At 59.1% G+C, this 16,726-nt stretch carries 15 protein-coding genes, 4 tRNA genes and 2 pseudogenes; 10 read left to right on the top strand and 11 right to left on the bottom strand.

All coding sequences use genetic code 11. The annotated features are described in order from the left end of the window. The first annotated feature begins 53 nt into the window (after nucleotides 1–53). Together ACQKEN_RS21180 and ACQKEN_RS21175 are read left to right on the top strand one after the other, a co-directional pair. Nucleotides 54–947 (top strand): ATP-binding protein, encoded by an 894-nt coding sequence (locus ACQKEN_RS21180; protein WP_427688485.1) that lies wholly within the window; start codon nucleotides 54–56, stop codon nucleotides 945–947. Continuing rightward, on the top strand, nucleotides 944–1,426 hold the full coding sequence (locus tag ACQKEN_RS21175) for a GAF domain-containing protein (protein ID WP_427688483.1): 483 nt from the start codon (nucleotides 944–946) through the stop codon (nucleotides 1,424–1,426). Before ACQKEN_RS21180 ends, ACQKEN_RS21175 begins: the two co-directional genes overlap by 4 nt. Nucleotides 1,427–1,469: 43 nt before the next feature. Here ACQKEN_RS21175 and ACQKEN_RS21170 read toward each other — a convergent pair whose 3' ends face one another. Then, on the bottom strand, nucleotides 1,470–2,243 hold the full coding sequence (locus tag ACQKEN_RS21170; protein WP_427688482.1) for a hypothetical protein: 774 nt from the start codon (nucleotides 2,241–2,243) through the stop codon (nucleotides 1,470–1,472). Between the two features lie 264 nt (nucleotides 2,244–2,507). Between ACQKEN_RS21170 and ACQKEN_RS21165 the strand changes: the two genes are divergently transcribed. From ACQKEN_RS21165 to ACQKEN_RS21150, 4 genes are all read left to right on the top strand, one after another. Then, a tRNA-Glu gene (locus ACQKEN_RS21165) sits at nucleotides 2,508–2,583 on the top strand. A gap of 2 nt (nucleotides 2,584–2,585) precedes the next feature. Further along, nucleotides 2,586–2,661, top strand: a tRNA-Gly gene (locus tag ACQKEN_RS21160). 103 nt (nucleotides 2,662–2,764) lie between these two features. Beyond that, nucleotides 2,765–2,840: transfer RNA gene (locus ACQKEN_RS21155), tRNA-Glu, on the top strand. Between the two features lie 3 nt (nucleotides 2,841–2,843). Continuing rightward, nucleotides 2,844–2,919: transfer RNA gene (locus tag ACQKEN_RS21150), tRNA-Gly, on the top strand. Between the two features lie 250 nt (nucleotides 2,920–3,169). Here the strand turns inward: ACQKEN_RS21150 and ACQKEN_RS21145 are convergent. From ACQKEN_RS21145 to ACQKEN_RS21130, 4 genes are all read right to left on the bottom strand, one after another. Continuing rightward, a complete protein-coding gene (locus tag ACQKEN_RS21145) occupies nucleotides 3,170–4,540 on the bottom strand; it encodes an LLM class flavin-dependent oxidoreductase (RefSeq protein WP_427688480.1) in 1,371 nt (456 codons plus the stop codon). Between the two features lie 24 nt (nucleotides 4,541–4,564). Next, a complete protein-coding gene (locus ACQKEN_RS21140; RefSeq protein WP_427688478.1) occupies nucleotides 4,565–5,587 on the bottom strand; it encodes an ABC transporter substrate-binding protein in 1,023 nt (340 codons plus the stop codon). A gap of 331 nt (nucleotides 5,588–5,918) precedes the next feature. After that, nucleotides 5,919–7,499 (bottom strand): rhodanese-related sulfurtransferase, encoded by a 1,581-nt coding sequence (locus tag ACQKEN_RS21135; protein WP_427688476.1) that lies wholly within the window; start codon nucleotides 7,497–7,499, stop codon nucleotides 5,919–5,921. Beyond that, nucleotides 7,496–8,104: a cysteine dioxygenase gene (locus ACQKEN_RS21130; protein WP_427688474.1), complete on the bottom strand. Its 609-nt coding sequence runs from the start codon at nucleotides 8,102–8,104 to the stop codon at nucleotides 7,496–7,498. Before ACQKEN_RS21130 ends, ACQKEN_RS21135 begins: the two co-directional genes overlap by 4 nt. 211 nt (nucleotides 8,105–8,315) lie before the next feature. On the opposite strand from ACQKEN_RS21130, the gene ACQKEN_RS21125 reads away from it, so the two are divergent. Beyond that, nucleotides 8,316–9,221 (top strand): LysR family transcriptional regulator, encoded by a 906-nt coding sequence (locus tag ACQKEN_RS21125; RefSeq protein ID WP_427688472.1) that lies wholly within the window; start codon nucleotides 8,316–8,318, stop codon nucleotides 9,219–9,221. An 86-nt stretch (nucleotides 9,222–9,307) separates the two neighbouring features. Here the strand turns inward: ACQKEN_RS21125 and ACQKEN_RS21120 are convergent. Further along, nucleotides 9,308–10,120, bottom strand: a pseudogene (locus ACQKEN_RS21120) (TolC family protein); the annotation flags it as partial. Between ACQKEN_RS21120 and ACQKEN_RS21115 the strand changes: the two are divergent. From ACQKEN_RS21115 to ACQKEN_RS21105, 3 genes and pseudogenes are all read left to right on the top strand, one after another. Further along, a pseudogene (locus ACQKEN_RS21115) lies at nucleotides 10,113–10,487 on the top strand (efflux RND transporter permease subunit); the annotation flags it as partial. The pseudogenes ACQKEN_RS21120 and ACQKEN_RS21115 overlap by 8 nt on opposite strands. Nucleotides 10,488–10,795: 308 nt before the next feature. Beyond that, a complete protein-coding gene (locus ACQKEN_RS21110) occupies nucleotides 10,796–11,494 on the top strand; it encodes a haloacid dehalogenase type II (protein WP_427688470.1) in 699 nt (232 codons plus the stop codon). 155 nt (nucleotides 11,495–11,649) lie between these two features. Further along, entirely contained in the window at nucleotides 11,650–12,891 is a 1,242-nt protein-coding gene (locus ACQKEN_RS21105) for a cation:proton antiporter (protein ID WP_427688468.1), read from the top strand. 50 nt (nucleotides 12,892–12,941) lie between these two features. Here the strand turns inward: ACQKEN_RS21105 and msrQ are convergent, their stop codons facing one another. From msrQ to ACQKEN_RS21080, 5 genes are all read right to left on the bottom strand, one after another. After that, a complete protein-coding gene (msrQ, locus tag ACQKEN_RS21100) occupies nucleotides 12,942–13,580 on the bottom strand; it encodes a protein-methionine-sulfoxide reductase heme-binding subunit MsrQ (protein ID WP_427688466.1) in 639 nt (212 codons plus the stop codon). After that, nucleotides 13,580–14,593, bottom strand: a complete 1,014-nt coding sequence (gene msrP / locus ACQKEN_RS21095) for a protein-methionine-sulfoxide reductase catalytic subunit MsrP (RefSeq protein WP_427688464.1) — start codon at nucleotides 14,591–14,593, stop codon at nucleotides 13,580–13,582. The genes msrQ and msrP overlap by 1 nt, the downstream gene beginning before the upstream one ends. Before the next feature lie 69 nt (nucleotides 14,594–14,662). Beyond that, nucleotides 14,663–15,103: a DoxX family protein gene (locus tag ACQKEN_RS21090; protein ID WP_427688518.1), complete on the bottom strand. Its 441-nt coding sequence runs from the start codon at nucleotides 15,101–15,103 to the stop codon at nucleotides 14,663–14,665. A gap of 21 nt (nucleotides 15,104–15,124) precedes the next feature. Continuing rightward, nucleotides 15,125–15,871 (bottom strand): putative DNA-binding domain-containing protein, encoded by a 747-nt coding sequence (locus tag ACQKEN_RS21085; RefSeq protein ID WP_427688462.1) that lies wholly within the window; start codon nucleotides 15,869–15,871, stop codon nucleotides 15,125–15,127. Then, nucleotides 15,871–16,704 (bottom strand): DUF692 domain-containing protein, encoded by an 834-nt coding sequence (locus tag ACQKEN_RS21080; protein WP_427688460.1) that lies wholly within the window; start codon nucleotides 16,702–16,704, stop codon nucleotides 15,871–15,873. Before ACQKEN_RS21080 ends, ACQKEN_RS21085 begins: the two co-directional genes overlap by 1 nt. Nucleotides 16,705–16,726: the final 22 nt, after the last annotated feature.

Below are 16,726 nucleotides of genomic sequence, written 5' to 3'. Positions count from 1 at the left end.
GCAAGCATAGCTGATCGCGGCCGGGCGTTAACCCGTTAAATCAAGGAGAAACCGTGGATTCGCGATTGAACGCATTTCTGGAACGCGCCGAGTCGGTACTGGCGCGCCTCGAACCTCTGTTGCCTGCCGTGCGGCAGCCCGTGGACTGGGAAACGACGCTGGCCGCGCGGTGGGTCCACGAAGGCCGCGGTGGTTACCTGATGCCGCTGCAGGTCACCCTGGACATGCGCCTGTCCGACCTCATCGGTGTCGACCGTCAGCGTGAGCAACTGGGCCGCAATACCCAGCAGTTCATCGATGGCCTGCCCGCCAACCATGCGCTGCTCTGGGGATCCCGTGGCACGGGCAAGTCGTCGCTGGTCCGCGCGCTGCTGGCCGAGCACGCGAAAGCCGGCCTGCGCCTGATCGAGATCGAGCGTGATCACCTGGGCGATCTGCCGCGTGTGGTCGAGCTACTGCAGACGTTGCCCCAGCGCTTCGTGCTGTTCTGCGATGACCTGTCGTTTGAATCCGGCGAAGGCGATTACCGGGTGCTCAAGAGCGTGCTCGACGGTTCGCTGGAGCAGGCTCCAGACAACGTCCTTTTATACGCCACGTCCAACCGCCGCCATCTGGTGCCGGAGAAGGAGAGCGACAACGCTCACTGGCAGCGTGGTGACGACGGCGAGATTCACCCGAGCGAAGCCGTCGAGGACAAGATCGCGCTGTCCGACCGCTTCGGCCTCTGGCTGTCGTTCTACCCCTTCACTCAGGAGCATTTTCTGGATGTGGTGGAGCACTGGATCGGCGAACTGGCGACCAAGGCCGGGCTGCAATGGCAACGCGATGAAGCGCTTGAGATTCACGCCGTGCGCTGGGCAACCGGCCGTGGCAACCGCAACGGCCGTTGCGCGTATCAGTTCGCCCGTTACTGGGTTGGTTTGAAAATGCTGGAGCAAGAAGCATGATCGATTTGAATACCGCGGGCGAGGGCCTTGATGGCTACCGTTTGCTCGCTGCACAACTGGAATCCCTGCTGGCGGACGAGCGCGACTTCATCGCCAACGCTGCGCAGTTTTCGGCCTTCCTTTATACCCAGCTTGACGACTTGAACTGGGCAGGCTTCTACCTCAATCGCAATGAAGAGCTGGTGCTGGGTCCGTTCCAGGGCCAGATCGCCTGCGTGCGCATTCCGTTCGGCAAGGGCGTCTGCGGCACAGCGGCACAAAGCCGCGAAACCCAGCGCGTGCACGATGTCCATGAGTTTCCCGGACACATCGCCTGCGACAGTGCGTCCAACAGCGAGGTGGTGGTGCCCCTGATTAAGGACGGAAAGCTGATTGGCGTTCTGGATCTGGACAGCCCGAGTGTCGGGCGCTTCAGCGAGGAGGATCAGGCGGGGATTGAACGGCTGGCGGCGATCTTTCTGGAATCAACCGATTGCTGAGATCAAGCCCTGACGCACTGTGCAGTGCGTCAGGCTTGAGCCATCAGTCGTAGATGGCTTTCTTTTTCCACTCGGCATCCGCGTCCACGACCTTCAAGCCTTCGGTCAGCTCGTTATTGTCGTCTTCAGTGGGTGCGATGGTGTCCAGCACCATGGAGTTAGCTTTGGCGAGTTGCCGTTCCATGGCCTGCAAGTGGGCTTTCCAGGGCGCGGGTTCCGGCTGGTTTTTCAAGTACTGAACGCCACGCTCGAATGCCAGACGCGCCTGACCGGGCTGTTCCTGACTCATCGCGTGCTGGCCCAGGTTGTTGAAGAACTCGATGTGCAGCAGCACCAGCAAGTTGCGGATCTCGCGAATCCAGTGCTTGGCCTCAGCGGTTTGCAGGAAACCGTCGTGGGCCGCCCGCGTTACTTGGCCGTGCATGGCTTCCAGAAGGAAGCGCACGTCTTTGGCCTTGGCCTCGGTCTGGATCGGGCTGGCCGGGTTGCTGACTTTGATTTCCTCGCCCTGGGCCACCAGCGCTTCAAGTTCGGTCTGGCGTTCCTGAAGGTTCGGGTTGTTCCTTTTTTCCAGCGCGAGCAAACGCTTGACCACGTTCAGCTCCAGCCGAACCAGCAAAAGCTTCAGCTGGGGCGTCATCAACTGACCGGGGAAGGTCTCGGACAGCTCGCTGCAGCGGCGTAGCCGATCATTGAGCTCGACCATGCTTCGCGCGCGCTCGACCTTTTTGCCTTCTGCGACATGATTCAGATAGCCCACCGCAATGAGGAGCACGATGCCTGCTACAACCAAGAAGGTGATAAAGAGTGGTGTCACCGCACAAGCCTCAATCAAGTAATTTGCGCGAGTGTAGTGGCTATCCACTATCGCGGGAAGGTGGTCCTGTCACTCCGCCTGATATTGCCCATGGCGGCTGACACGTGTGTATCGGCCGTCCGTTGCCTAAATAGAGGGCGAAGTCATTGATTTGAATATATTTTCACTGGGGGGTTGACGACCCCTATATCCATCCATAGAATGCGCGCCACTTGCAGCGTAAAGCACACAGCAGAGCGTAGCAGGGAGTGAATGTTGTAGCGTGTCCCCTTCGTCTAGTGGCCTAGGACACCGCCCTTTCACGGCGGTAACAGGGGTTCGAGTCCCCTAGGGGACGCCATTGCGGGAATAGCTCAGTTGGTAGAGCACGACCTTGCCAAGGTCGGGGTCGCGAGTTCGAGTCTCGTTTCCCGCTCCATTTTTAAGCAGCTTTGCTTTAGGGCGAAGTTGAGTGAAACCAGAAAGCGTCTTCGGATGTGTTTCTGGAACTGGAACACAACACCATGGTGTTTCCAGGCTGTGTCCCCTTCGTCTAGTGGCCTAGGACACCGCCCTTTCACGGCGGTAACAGGGGTTCGAGTCCCCTAGGGGACGCCATTTGCGGGAATAGCTCAGTTGGTAGAGCACGACCTTGCCAAGGTCGGGGTCGCGAGTTCGAGTCTCGTTTCCCGCTCCAAATTCTCAAAAACGCCGCTCAACAGAGCGGCGTTTTTGTGTGTGCGGGATTTGGTATCCGTGCACACCACCGTCACGTCCTCCTGCACATCCGTGCAGCAAGCGGAAGTTTTCGTGTGGGAATCCAGCCGTTTCGTCCTATTGCTGCGCGGTCTCGGCCAGTCGCTCGGTTTACCCCTGCAAGCGCGCAACAATAGCCGCCTCCGTTTCGGCAATCGCCAACGTGCCCGGCTGCCGATTCAATCCGGCACTCATGCCGGCACCTGCGTCTTCTCAGCGTTCGTGACCTTCGCAGCCCCTGCCAACCGCGCCGCCGTATGACGATTGACGGGAAACTCCAGGCCGAAATGTTCGCGCAGGGTCGAGCCGGTGTATTCACTGCGTTGCAAGCCACGCTGCTGCAGCACCGGAATAACCAGTTCCGTGAAGGATTTCAGGCCATCGGGCAGCAGCGAATTAATGATGAAACCGTCGCTGGCGCCGTTCTCGAACCAGTGCTGAATCTGGTCAGCGACCTGTTCGGGAGTACCGACGAACTCACGGCGAGGACGGGAGAAATCCAGCGCAACCTGACGCAGGGTCAGGCTCTGTTCTTTCGCTTGCTGCTTGATCCGATCGGAGCCGCCTTTCTGACTGTTGGCGCCGAGATCACCCAGGTCCGGAAACGGCGCATCCAGCGGGTATTGGCTGAAGTCGTGATCGTTAAACGGCCGGCCCAGCGCGACGATAGCGTCTTCGATGCTTACCAGCTCCACCGCTTGCTGATAACGCCGCTCCACCTCTTCGCCGTCGCGACCCACGATCGGGCGAATCCCCGGCAGGATCGACAGCTCATCCGGGTTGCGTCCGAAACTGACAGCGCGGCGCTTGAGATCGGCGTAATACGCCTGGGCTTCTTCCAGGGACTCGGCGTGGACGAAGATCGCGTCGGAATATTCCGCCGCGAAGTTGCGCCCGTCCTCGGAGGTCCCGGCCTGAAACAGCACCGGCTGGCCCTGGCGCGAGCGGGCGATGTTCAGCGGGCCTTTGACCTGAAAGAAGTCGCCCGCGTGGTTCAAGGCGTGCAGCTTGCTGCGGTCGAAAAACTCGCCGGTCTGCTTGTTGCGGGTGAAGGCGTCGTCCTCCCAGGAATCCCACAGCCCTTTGACCGCCGACACGTGCTCCCTGGCGATGCGATAGCGCACGGCGTGGGGTGGATGTTCGCGCTTGCTGAAGTTCTCGGCCGTGCCGCTGAGCCACGAGGTGACGACGTTCCAGCCGGCGCGGCCGCCGCTGATGTGGTCCAGCGAAGAGATCTGTCGCGCCACTTGAAAAGGTTCGGTGTAGCTGACGGTCACCGTCGCCACCAGGCCGATCTTTGAAGTCGTCGCCGCCAGCGCCGAGAGAATGGTCAGCGGCTCGAAACGGTTGAGGTAGTGCGGACTGGAGTTCTCGTGGATGTGCAAGCTGTCGGCGATGAACACGAAATCGAATTTCGCGTCTTCGGCCAGCCGGGCCTGGCCCTTGTACCAGTCGAAGTTGGTGCTGGCATCGGCCTGGGCGTCCGGGTGGCGCCACTCGCCCCAACCGTGGCCCACGCCGTGAACCATGGCACCGAATTTGAGTTGACGAGGCTTGCTCATGATCTGTGCTCCTGAGTCCAGCGCTTAGCGCGCAGCTTGGGGATTGGTTGGGCTGGTGGTTTGTTCGGCTGATGGCTCGGCGGCCAGGCGGATGGCGTTGAAATCCGGGTCGAAGCCGTGGGACACGTCGACGTGCTTGTTGAGGATGCCTTCGCGCTGATAGATGTCCGCCGTGTTCTGCAGGCCCTTGATGACGTTGTCATCGATGCTTACGCGTTCCATCTTCGTCTCTTGATTGACCGCCAGGTGCACGGCCAATGGCAGGCCGGTCACCTTGGTCTGGGCGGCGGCGTATTCGGCAGGATGGGCGTTGGCCCAGCGGTAGGCGCGGTCGAGACGCACCACGAAGTCGTCCAGTTGCACGCGCTTGTCGGCGATGGCCTTGCCGGTCGCCGCGAGGTAGGAATGGTTGGTCAGCAGGTCCGGCCCGTTGGGCAGGATGCGTGCGCCATTCTGCGTCGCGACGGTGGTGTAGGGCGCCCAGGTGGCCCAGGCATCGGCGTCGCCATTGTCGAGGATCAGCCGCGACTCGCTGGGTAAGAGGTAAACGAAACTCACGTCGCTGGTCTTCAGGCCTGCTTCGTTCAGCGCACGTATTGCCAGGTAATGGCCGATGGAACCTCGCCCGGTGACGATGCGCTTTCCCTTGAGGTCGGCAACCGACTTGATCGGCGAATCGTTGCGCACAATCAGCGCAGTGGTGTAGCGCCCACTGACGTGGGTAATGCTGATGACCTTCAACGCCGCGCCGGCACCCAGCGCAAACACATACGGCGCGTCGCCCAGTGCGCCCACGTCCACGGCCCCCGCGTTCAGGGCTTCGCCCAGTGGCGACGCCGAGGGAAATTCGGAAAACCTGATCTCGTAGGGCACGTCTTTGAGTTCGCCGGACACCTCCAGCAGCACCTTGAGCGCGGATTTCTGGTTGGCAACGAGCAGCGGCGGAAGCGGCTCGGCCGCCTGTGTGGTTTGGCCGAACGTCAGCGCGAGCAATGCGCCGAGGATCACGCGTCGGGCGCGGAGCAGGGGAGGGAAGGGGGCGGACATGGTGCGTGTCTCCAGGCATGAACAGGAAATCTCGGCCTCCGCCTGGAGAAGGGGTCGGCAAGGGAATTGACCTTAAGCCTATAAGAAACGAAATAGAAGTATCTTTTGGTTATATAGTAATTATGTATTTGTCTGATTATTTGAGCTTTATTTATCAATTATATGCATTTAAAACTCGTGACGATGAGTTCTGCGCAGGTCCTCGCTTAGCGCATTGACCTCGTTTTCCGTAGGAGCCGGCTTGCTGGCGAACCCGGAGTGTCAGACGATACGGAAGTGCATGACACCCCCGGTTCGCCAGCAAGCCGGCTCCTACAGTCATGCAGGGGGGCTAGATCACATAAAACCCGTGGGTCCCGTCGCGCCCCAATTGCTCGACCAATCCAAACTCCCAATCCAGATACGCTTGCATCGCTTCGCGCGGCGCATCGGTGCCTTCATAAGGCCGGCGATAGCGGTCAATGCGCGGGGAGGCCAGATGGCTTTCGCCGTGCTCAAGCTCGAACCCCGACGCCACCCAACTGGCGGTGCCGTCCTTGAGCACAAACACCGGCCTGCCCGTTAGCGCTTCGACCTCCGACACGGCCAGGCGCGCGAGTTTGCTGCTGCCACAGGTCAACACGTAACGCTCGGCGACCGGAATGTTCTGCAGTGCATTTGCCAGGTCGGCACGCAGCGTCCACCAGGCGCCCGGGATGTGCTGCTTGACGTAGTGGGCGCTGGCGGTGAAATCCAGCACTGCCACGCCACCGTGCTCGCGCCACTCGCGCAACGTTTCGGCGCTGATCTCCTCGACCTCGGGCGCGGGTGGACTGGGTGCATTCCAGCCGCCTGTTTCGCTGAAATCCTCGGCACTCAGGTCGTCCACCACGAATACCTCCCAGCCCAGTTGCGCGAGCCACGAAGCAGACATGTTCGCGCGCACGCCGTCGTCATCCAGCAGCACGATTCGTGCGCCGCGCACGCTGGCGTAATGGTCAGTCTCCTGCACCAACTGGCCGCCCGGCGTCGAACGGGCACCTGGCACATGGCCGGCTTCGAATTCTTCCGGCGTGCGCACATCGAACAGGTAGGTCGTGCGAGTCGTTTCTGCCTGCCAGACCGGCAAGTCCGCGCGGCTCCCGCGTTTCACTCGCGCCTTGTCCGCCACGTTGCGCGCATCCGCCCGAGCGACTTCCCGGGTCGTTTCACTGACCTGCGGGAAGTGCCGGGATTGCCCATGATCCAGCGTCTGCCCGGCCAACAGCCAGCCGATCGTGCCATTGCGCAGGGCGGAAATCGGGTTGGGCAGGCCGGCATTCACCAGCGATTGGGTGCCGATGATGCTGCGCGTACGGCCGGCGCAGTTGACGATGATGCGGGTGTTGGGATCGGGCGCCAGCTCACGGGCGCGCAGCACCAGTTCGGCGCCGGGCACACTGACGCCCGTGGGAATGCTCATGGTCTGGTATTCATCGAACCGCCGCGCATCCAGCACCACTACGTCGGCCTTGGTGTCGAGCAACTGCTTGACCTCCTCGGCGGCCAACGAAGGCGTGTGACGATGATGTTCCACCAGTTCGCCGAACGCCTTGCTCGGCACGTTGACGTCGATAAACACCTCGCCGCCGGCACCGCGCCAGCCTTGCAGCCCGCCTTCTAGCAGCTTGACGTCGCTGTAACCCAGGTCCTCGAAACGCTTCAAAGCGCGTTCGGCCAGACCCTCGCCGTTGTCATAAACCGTCACGGCGGTGTCGAGACGGGGGATGCGCGCGAGCACTTCCAGCTCCAGTTTCGACAACGGGATGTTGGCGGCGAACAGTGGATGAGCTTCGGCGAACGGGGCTTCTTCGCGGACATCCACCAGCGCGACTTCCTCATGGGCGAGCAGGGCGCGGCGGATGTCGGCGCAGGAACGGGTGTGATGGCTCATTGGGCTTGGTTCTCTTTTGACAGATCCCAGATGTTCGGGAGAAAGGCATTGGAATAACCGGAGATGAACAGCTTTTCGCTGCCATCGGGCTGGTAAACGGCGCGCTTCACAGCGCCGATGTTGGCACCGTAGACATGAATACTGATCGACACCTGGTCGTCGAAAGCATTGCTGACCTGATGAATGTCGTTGCTGCGCGGCGACAACGCTTCGACATGGCCGGGCTCCAGGCGGATCGCCGGGCCTTCCTGTTCCAGTCGGCCATCGTCGCGGCGGGCGAACCCCTGGGAATACTCGGCGCCGCGCAGCATGCCGATCAAGCCCCAGACCCGGTGGTCATGAATCGGCGTGCTCTGGCCGGGCCCCCACACAAAGCTGACGACCGAAAACCGCTGCCGTGAGTCGGCGTGCAACAGGAATTGTTGATAGCGCGTCGGATCGGGAACGGCGAACTCATCCGGCAGCCAGTCGTCATGGCTGACCAGTTGCCCCAGCAGCTTGCCACCCCGGGAAAGCAAGTCGCCTTCCCTCGGATTGCTATCGATCAGCTCGGCCAACGCGCCGATAAAGGCCCTGAGTCGTTCAGGGTGTCGGATGTGGGTCATGACGGCTCCGGGTAAAGAAGGATGCTCAATATAAGCATAATGCATCAGCCTAATATGCTAGTTATTGATGATTAGGTTATAACCAAAACGTAGCTGATAACCGGATCACAGGCTGGTGGCTGCTGTGAGGTTAACCAGAGGCTATCCAGAGCCCTCGATAGCCATTATGATTTTTGCCTATCTTGTTTCCCTTCTTCCATGTGCGATCTGAATGAAAATTGATGACATCGATGCGTTCGTAGCGGTCATTCGCTGCCAGTCGATCAGCCATGCCGCTGAATCCCTGGACCTGACCCAACCGGCCATCACGCGCCGGGTGCAGAATTTCGAGCAGGCGCTGGGCGTTGAATTGTTCGACCGTAATACCAAGCCGCTCAAGCCGACGCCAATGGGCACGCAGGTTTATCAGAAGTGCCTGGCGATCCTGCGGGAAATGGATTCATTGCGCGAACTCGTCGCCAGCGACACGCCGCCCAGCGGTTTGCTACGGCTGGGCGTGCCGCAAACCATCGGCGACGTTGTGCTGCTGGATGCGCTGAAACACCTGCGCGGGCAATTTCCCGACCTGCGCGCGCAAGTGGTCACCGGCTGGGGCAGCCACCTGATCGGCAAAATCGAGAACGGCGAACTGGACGCGGCCGCAGCGCTATTCCCGGCCGGCAAGATCTTCCCCGAAGGCATCGTCGGCGAGTCCATCGGCAAGATGGAGCTGGTGGTGGTGTGCGCCAAGGGCGCGCTGCCGAAAAAGCCGGTGAAGCTGGCGGACTGCTACGACCTGGGCTGGGTGCTCAACCCCGACGGCTGCGGTTTCCGCGCCGGGCTGCAACGCACGCTGGCTGATCAGGGGCTGAGCCTGAAGGTCAATCTGGAAACCTTCGGCACCGAGCTGCAACTGGGGCTGGTTGCCGATGGCATGGGCCTGGGGCTTGTGCCGCGTCCGCTGCTGGAGCGCAGCGTCCACCGCGATTCACTCGCGGTCATGCCACTCAAGGATTTCAAGCCGGTGATGGACCTGTGGCTGATGTATCCGCGCTTCCTCGGCAACTTGCAGGCGCCGGTGGCATCCTTCGGCAGTTTGGTGGCGCAGTCGCTGAAACAGGAGCGGGATGCGGCTTGAGGGCTTTACCGTCGTGAACGATCAGGCTGCTGGTGATGTGTGGCTGGCCTTGGCCGTCGCTAAAACTGAGCACGCGCCTGTGGTATTCAGCTTTCTGACTGTTTCCGGCCAGGCTCCGACGGTTGCCATCCGCCACCCAGGGCTTTGAATGCCGCGACAGCCGAGCGCGCCGACTCAGTCTGCGCCTGAGCGCGCGCATCGGATGTCATCAGCAGTTTTTCATCTGCACGCAACACCTCAATCAAGCTGATCGCGCCTTTTTGGTATCCCACGAATGAAGATTGTCTAGCGGCGGCGAGAGCGGTTTCACCTTCGCTCAGCGTTGTAGCCTGCGCTTCTCGGTTGGCCAGGGAGGAGAAAGCATTTTCAACGTCGGCCGTGGCCTGCAGGGCGGACTGTCGGTAAGCAGCCAAGGCTTCAGCTTCTCCGCCCTTGGCCTGCTCGATCTGAGCGCTGACGCGACCAAAATCGAACAGTCTCCAGCGCAGCCCCAGAACGCCCGCCGATTGGCTCGCTCCGCTGCTGAACAGATTGCCGCTTGATACTGCTGTCGCACTTCCCAGCAATGCACTGAGGGATAACTTTGGGTAGTACTCGCTCACAGCTATTCCGATACGGGCGCTCGAGGCGGCCAGACGACGCTCTGCCACGATGAGGTCGGGCCTGCGGCGCAGAAGGTCCGCTGGTGTGCCGGTCGACGTCAGCAGGGGAGGGTGCGGGATACTTTTGACCGTCGCCAACGTCTGACGATAGGTGCCTGGAGGTACGCCAAGCATTATATCCAGCGCATTCATGGCCGCATCAAGTCCGGTGAGCAGAACAGGCACGGTCGCCTTAGCCTGTGCAAGCTCGCCTTCGGTCTGATGCAGTTCGTACTCCGGGGCCAGCCCCTTGCTCTTGTTCAACCAACCTTTCGGTATCAACGCTCTGGTAGGGCTGATCGCTTTGTCCGGCATCCTGATGCGCAATACCTTGATTCTGATCGGACAGATTGACCAAAACGAAAAGCAGGGGCTCGATCCTTTTCACGCGGTGGTTGAAGCGACTGTGCAGCGCGCGCGGCCGGTGTTGCTGACAGCGATGGCGGCTATCCTCGCATTTATTCCGCTGACCCATTCAGTGTTCTGGGGCACCCTGGCTTATACCTTGATTGGAGGCACTTTGGGGGGAACCATCATGACTTTGGTCTTCCTTCCAGCCATGTACTCCATCTGGTTCAAGATTCGCCCCGCGAAAGAGCTTCGTCCCCAAGCGCAGGCTTCTTAGCAAGAAGGCGGAGATGCGCTCCGCTTATGGCCTGCCTGTCGCGAATCATGCAATCAGGCCAGCGGCAAACGAGAGTTGGCGCGAGTTTCACTCATGTTCACGGGCTGACCTCTTTCCCTTGAGTCGACGAAGCATTCGCGGATTTCACAGGGATGACCTGTGACCTTGAACGGAGCGCAAAAGATGTGTCTAACCGTTCAAGGCCGATACGATCGTGCTGAAGAGCCCCGGATCTACCAAGTACGTGAGCATCTGACGAAATCCAGGTTTGCGCGACAGCGTGCATCTTCAAGAAAAAAAGGTAATCGATGGCAGACCAAAGATTCACGCCGATCATTGTGTTCGATGTAAATGAGACCCTGCTCGATATCACCTCCCTTGAGCCTTTGTTTGAACGTGTCTTCGGGAGTCGAGCGATTTTACGCGAGTGGTTTGCCCAACTGATTCTGTACTCGCAAACGATGACCCTTTGTGGACGTTACAGTCCATTTGGCGAACTGGCCGTGGGCACTCTGCGCATGCTCGCCACTATTTACCAAGTCACGCTCGACGATGGCGATATAGATGAATTGAAGACACGGATGAATACCATGCCGGCGCACCCAGATGCTTTGCCGGCACTGACCGTGTTGCAGGATGCCGGCTTCCGGCTGGTGACATTGAGTAACTCGCCAAGCGGGGCATCGCCTTCGGCACTTGAGCGCGCGGGGCTAGCCAAATTCTTTGAGCGTAGTTTCAGTGTTGAGGCAGTGAGGAAATTCAAGCCTGCCGCAGAGACTTATCAGATGGTCGCCAGGGACTTGAATGTAGAGATGTCAGGCATGTTACTGGTCGCTTGCCATCTTTGGGATACAGCGGGTGCCCAAGCTGCCGGTTGTCTTGGCGCGCTGTTGACGCGGCCGCACAACGCCCTCTTGCCTGACGCCGGGGTGCCTGAACCAGACTTGATCGCTTCAGATCTAGCGATGCTCACCAGGCAGATAACAGAGCGCTGGGGGGCGCAGTGAGCAGGGGGCTCAACAAGGCAAATCTTGACCGTGAGGTGAGCAGAGTGATCATTTGTGCGTAAATGCACAATTAGTTGCCGCAGAGATGATGAATATCATCACTGCTGGCACCACGTAAGAGAAAAGATTGCCTTTTACAGGGAGCCATTTGGCCAATGCTGGACATCATCGCAATTTTTCTGTGCATCACGGCAGCATTCGCTTTTCTGAACAGACGCTACGTGGGACTTCCCTCGGCCATCGGCGTCATGGCGATAGCCTTGGCGCTTTCACTATTCAATATGGGTGCCGATGCGCTTGGCTTTCACGCGCTGCACACCCTTGAGCAATCGCTGGTTGAATCGATAGATTTTTCCGAGTTGTTGATGCAGGGCATGTTGTCGTTACTGTTATTTGCAGGGGCGTTGCATGTCAACCTTTCACAGCTGCGTGCCTATAAATGGCAAGTGGCATCCCTGGCTGTCGTAGGGACAACGATATCAACGCTGATTATCGGTTTCGGGCTGTGGGCGCTGTTGTCCATCACCAATCTGGAATTACCACTTTCGTATTGCCTGGTGTTTGGCGCTCTGATCTCGCCGACCGATCCTATTGCCGTCATGGGCATTCTGAAGTCGGCTGGAGCACCCAAGGGTGTTGAATTGGTGATTTCCGGGGAGTCGCTTTTTAATGACGGTGTCGGGGTCGTTCTGTTTTCCCTGATCCTGGCGATGATAGCCAGTGGTGAAGCACCCTCCATAGCGGGTGTATCAGGGCTCTTGTTCAAGGAGGCGGGTGGAGGCGTTGTGTTGGGGGGTGTCGTTGGCTACATCACTTATCGGATGCTCAGGAGCATCGACAGCTATCAAGAGGAAGTGCTGATCACCCTGGCTGCTGTGTTGGGCGGATATGCTCTCGCAACGCATTTGCATGTATCCGGGCCGTTGGCGATGGTGGTGATGGGACTCATCGTAGGTAATCAGGGACGCACCTACGCGATGTCTGAGCAGACCGAAAGAAATGTAGATATGTTTTGGGAGCTGATCGATGAAATTCTCAACGCCGTTTTGTTTGTTCTCATCGGCCTGGAAGTGGTGTTGATCCAGTTTTCCCCTTCACTTATTACGACAGGGCTGCTGGTCATAGTGCTTACCCTGGTATCGCGGCTGCTGACAGTGGGGTTTCCGATCGCGATTATGGGTAGACGCTTTCAGCTACCTAAAGGTGCATGGAGTGTAATGACCTGGGGCGGTTTGCGTGGCGGGATATCTGTAGCATTGGCGCTGTCTCTGCCGCCGGGCGACTCCCGCGATGTAGTGGTGTCGCTCACCTATCTTGTCGTAGTGTTTTCTATCTTGGTTCAAGGCATGTCCATCGGCAAACTGGTCAAGCGGGTCATTCCGTGTACTCGTGTATGACGATCTCTTGAAAGCACGCTCTCAAAGCTGCTATCTGTTAGTCAGTGTCACTACTTCGCATCCCCGGCCGCACTTTTCACGACGAGGGTGCTGCGTCCAGTTCGACTTCGCTGAACTCGCCGAGCAATGGCAGGCATTCTAAGCACCAGAAGCAACACGCCGATCGTTGCATAGATAGCCCACTCCTTGAGATCAGCTCGCACGATCCACAACATGTGCAGCAACCCCAATCCCAGAATCAGGTAACTGAGCCGATGCAGCTTTTTCCAGCGAGCGCCCAATCGGCGCTGGCTGTATCGATTGGACGTGACCGCCAGCGCCAGTAAGCCGAGAAATCCTAAAGCGCCGACAATGATGTACGGTCGCTTCACCAGTTCCACGCCCAATTGCGTCCAGTCGAACCCTAAAATGAAGAAGCCATAACCCAGCAGGTGCAGCGACACATAAGTAAAACACCACAGCCCCAGCTGCCGGCGGACCGCGATCCAGCCGGGCCAGCCGGTCGTGCGCTGCAATGGGGTCATGGCCAGCGTGATCAAAAGCAGGGTCAATGTTCCCAGGCCCAGGCGATCGACCAGCACTTTCCCGGGATCAGGCCCCAAAGCAAAGATCCACGCCTGGTAGAGCCAATACATGGGCACTAGAGCTGCAGCCGCGAACACGGACAGTCGCCAGTAGATGAAGCGCATCAATAGTTCTTCCGTAAATCCAGGCCTGTATAAAGAGAAGCGACTTGCTCCCCATACCCATTGAACATCTCGGTCTGGCGAATATTCGGGCTGAACAACCCGCTGGGTAGACGCCGCTCGTGCGCCTGAGTCCAGCGTGGGTGGTCAACTGTCGGGTTCACATTGGCGTAAAAGCCGTATTCACTCGCGGCGATGCTCTGCCAGGTGGTCTTCGGCTGCTCGCTGGTCAGACTGATGCGCACGATGGACTTCACGCTTTTAAAGCCGTATTTCCAAGGCACCACCAGACGCAGCGGCGCGCCGTTCTGATTGGGCAGTTCTCGCCCATACATGCCCACCGCCAGAATCGCGAGCGGGTTCATTGCTTCATCCAGCCGCAGCCCTTCCACATAAGGCCAGTCGATCAACGCAAAACCTGAGCGCTGACCAGGCATCGTCTTCGGGTCCTGCAGCGTTTCGAAGCGGATGTATTTGGCGTTCGCCGTGGGTTCAGCCTGCTTAAGCAGGTCGGAGATCGGAAAACCCAGCCATGGAATCACCATCGACCACGCCTCTACGCAGCGCAGACGATAGATACGCTCTTCCAACTGATAAGGCTTCATGAAGTCTTCAAGCGCATAGCGGCCAGGCTTGCCGACCTCCCCGTCAATGACCACGCTCCAGGGCTCGGTTTTCAAAGAGCCGGCGTTTTGCGCAGGATCGCCCTTGTCGGTGCCGAACTCGTAGAAGTTGTTGTAGTGGGTCGCGTCCTTGAATGGCGTGATCGTCTCGTCTTTGACGGTAACGGCTTGCCACTTTGTCGCAGGCAATTTGCCCTTGAACCAGTCAGGCGCCGCGCCGGCTTCGACGTCGGCGTAGCGCGAGGCTTCCTCGGCCTGGGCCCAGCGAGGCATCGCGCTGACAGCGAGCCCCGCAAGAGTGCTCCCGAGCAACGCACGGCGGGAGAGATAAATAGATTCGGGCGTGACATCCGACTCTTTGCAATCGGATGTTGAGGGTATCTTGATCAGCATGATGGGTCCGCCGCTGTTAAGAAATCAGGCATCTATCGAAACGATTAAAACTGTTGCGCTTGTTTGAAGTCATCGAATGCCGAATCGTCTATCGAGAGAAACTGTACCGGCACCCTTGGCGATGATAATCAGCAGTAATCCGATCCAGGACAAATGAGTCGGCCACGCATCGGGGTAGACAAATATCTCGATCACCAATGTCATGCCAAGCAGTGCCAGGGCCGAAAGACGACTGAACAGACCAAGAATCAGCAGGGCAGGGAACAGATGTTCGGCATAGGCAGAAAGATGAGCAGCCAGTTCCGGAGCTATCAACGGCAAGTTGTATTCAGTGCGGAACAGCTCGTAAGTGCTGTCGGTGATGGTTAAAAAGCCCTCGACCTTGGTTCGGCCGGACATGATAAAGATCGCGGCAATAGAAACCCGCGCCACCAGTGCCAAGACCGAATCATTGATCAGGCCATGCAGACGGTCGGCGAGGCTGTTCCACAGGTTAAGCAGTCGAGGCATATTCACGGTGTTCTCCAATGCTCAGTGAGCGGCAAATACGTTGGCAGCGATCAGGCGGCTGAGCATGGTCATCAGGTCCAGCTCGGGTTCGGCCTGGGTCGCGTATTCGGCAGCCTCTTCCAGGGGAAGATGGGCTGCGCAAGCGTCCAGAAAAGCGCACTCGCCCATGCTCAACGGATACCAGGCAACGACGGCGGTGCTGCGGCTGATCAAAACGCCTTCGCCGATCCAATCCAGCTCGGCAGGTACGTCGATCAGTTCGCGGTTGCAGCGCCAGAGGGTGTAGGCCGGTTGGTCCGGGAACCATTTCCACAGTGCCGTGGCGCGCACTTTGAGCCTTACGCCGGCCAACAGCGCCGGCTCGATGGCGGCAAAGGCGGTGACATCGAGGGCAAGGTCGTCTTCGGCGCCATGGGCTTCACTCCATAGCAGATCGATGCGCGCCACATTGCCCAGATAAGGCAGGTCCCGGGCGTGCTCGAAAGCGTCAAGGAAGTCCGGAAAGCCTTGGCCGTAATGAAGCAACCGCGCATCGGCAGGCGGGAATTGGCGGACATAGCGCGCGGCGGCGGCCTGCAACCATTCGGTGCCTACCAGACGCTCCACGGTGGGAAAGTTCGCCAACAGGGCATCACTGGCGCCTTTCATGACGGTGTTGCGATACACCAGAAATCCCGACTGCTCGGTCAACACCGGCAAGCTCGCGGGGTCCTTGCCATACAAGGCGCTGATAAAGGCGTCCTGAAAACCGGCCAGTGACAGATTCATTACGCAGTCTCCATTTGCAGGTGACGATGGGTGTCCAGGACGCCCTGAGCGCGGCTGCGCTCGATCATCAATTGATCAAAGGCGGGAATCTGGTCATCGCGTTCAATAAGCGTCGGGCGGGGGCCGATGCGCTCGATCAATCGTTGATAAAGCGACCAGACCGATTCGCTGATGGCACTGTCGTGGGAGTCGATCAGCAGGTTTGAGTCTCCAGGGTCAGGGGTATGGCCGGCCAGATGGATTTCCATGACCGCATTAGCGGGGAAGGCGTCCAGATAACCGGCAGCGTTGAAGTCCTGGTTATGCGCGCTGATAAACACGTTGTTCACGTCCAGCAGCAGGCCGCAACCGGTTCTGTCGCTTAGCTCGGTGAGGAAGTCGAGCTCGCTCCAGTCATGGCCGTCGAGCTTTAAATAGTGGGTCGGATTTTCAATCGCAATCCGGCGCCCGAGGGTGTTCTGGGTGCAATCAATGTTGTCGACGATCCGTTGCAGCGCTTCATGGGAACGGGGAAACGGCAGCAGGTCGGGGTGGTACTGGCCTCGCCAGGTTGACCAGGCCAGGTGTTCCGACATCAGGGCCGGTTGAACGCGATCGGCAAGCACCTTCAGCCGTTGCAAGTGGGCCCTGTCCGGCGGGCAATCGGCCGCCAGTGACAGGGATACACCGTGCAGTGACAGCGGGTGACGGCTGCCAATGGCTTCAAGCCAGGCCAGTCGGGGGCCGCCGTCAACCATGTAATTTTCCGGATGGACTTCAAACCACAGGCCGCTGGCGGTGCAATCGAGTGCGTCCTCGTAATGCTCTGCCTTGAGGCCAAGTCCAGCGCCCATCTTTGGGGAAGTTTTCCTGATT

Origin of the sequence: Pseudomonas sp. NPDC078416, from assembly GCF_050268485.1 — a bacterium.
Lineage (GTDB): Bacteria > Pseudomonadota > Gammaproteobacteria > Pseudomonadales > Pseudomonadaceae > Aquipseudomonas.
The sequence above is the reverse complement of the archived record's forward strand: the minus strand, read 5'-3'. Positions and strand labels throughout refer to the sequence as shown.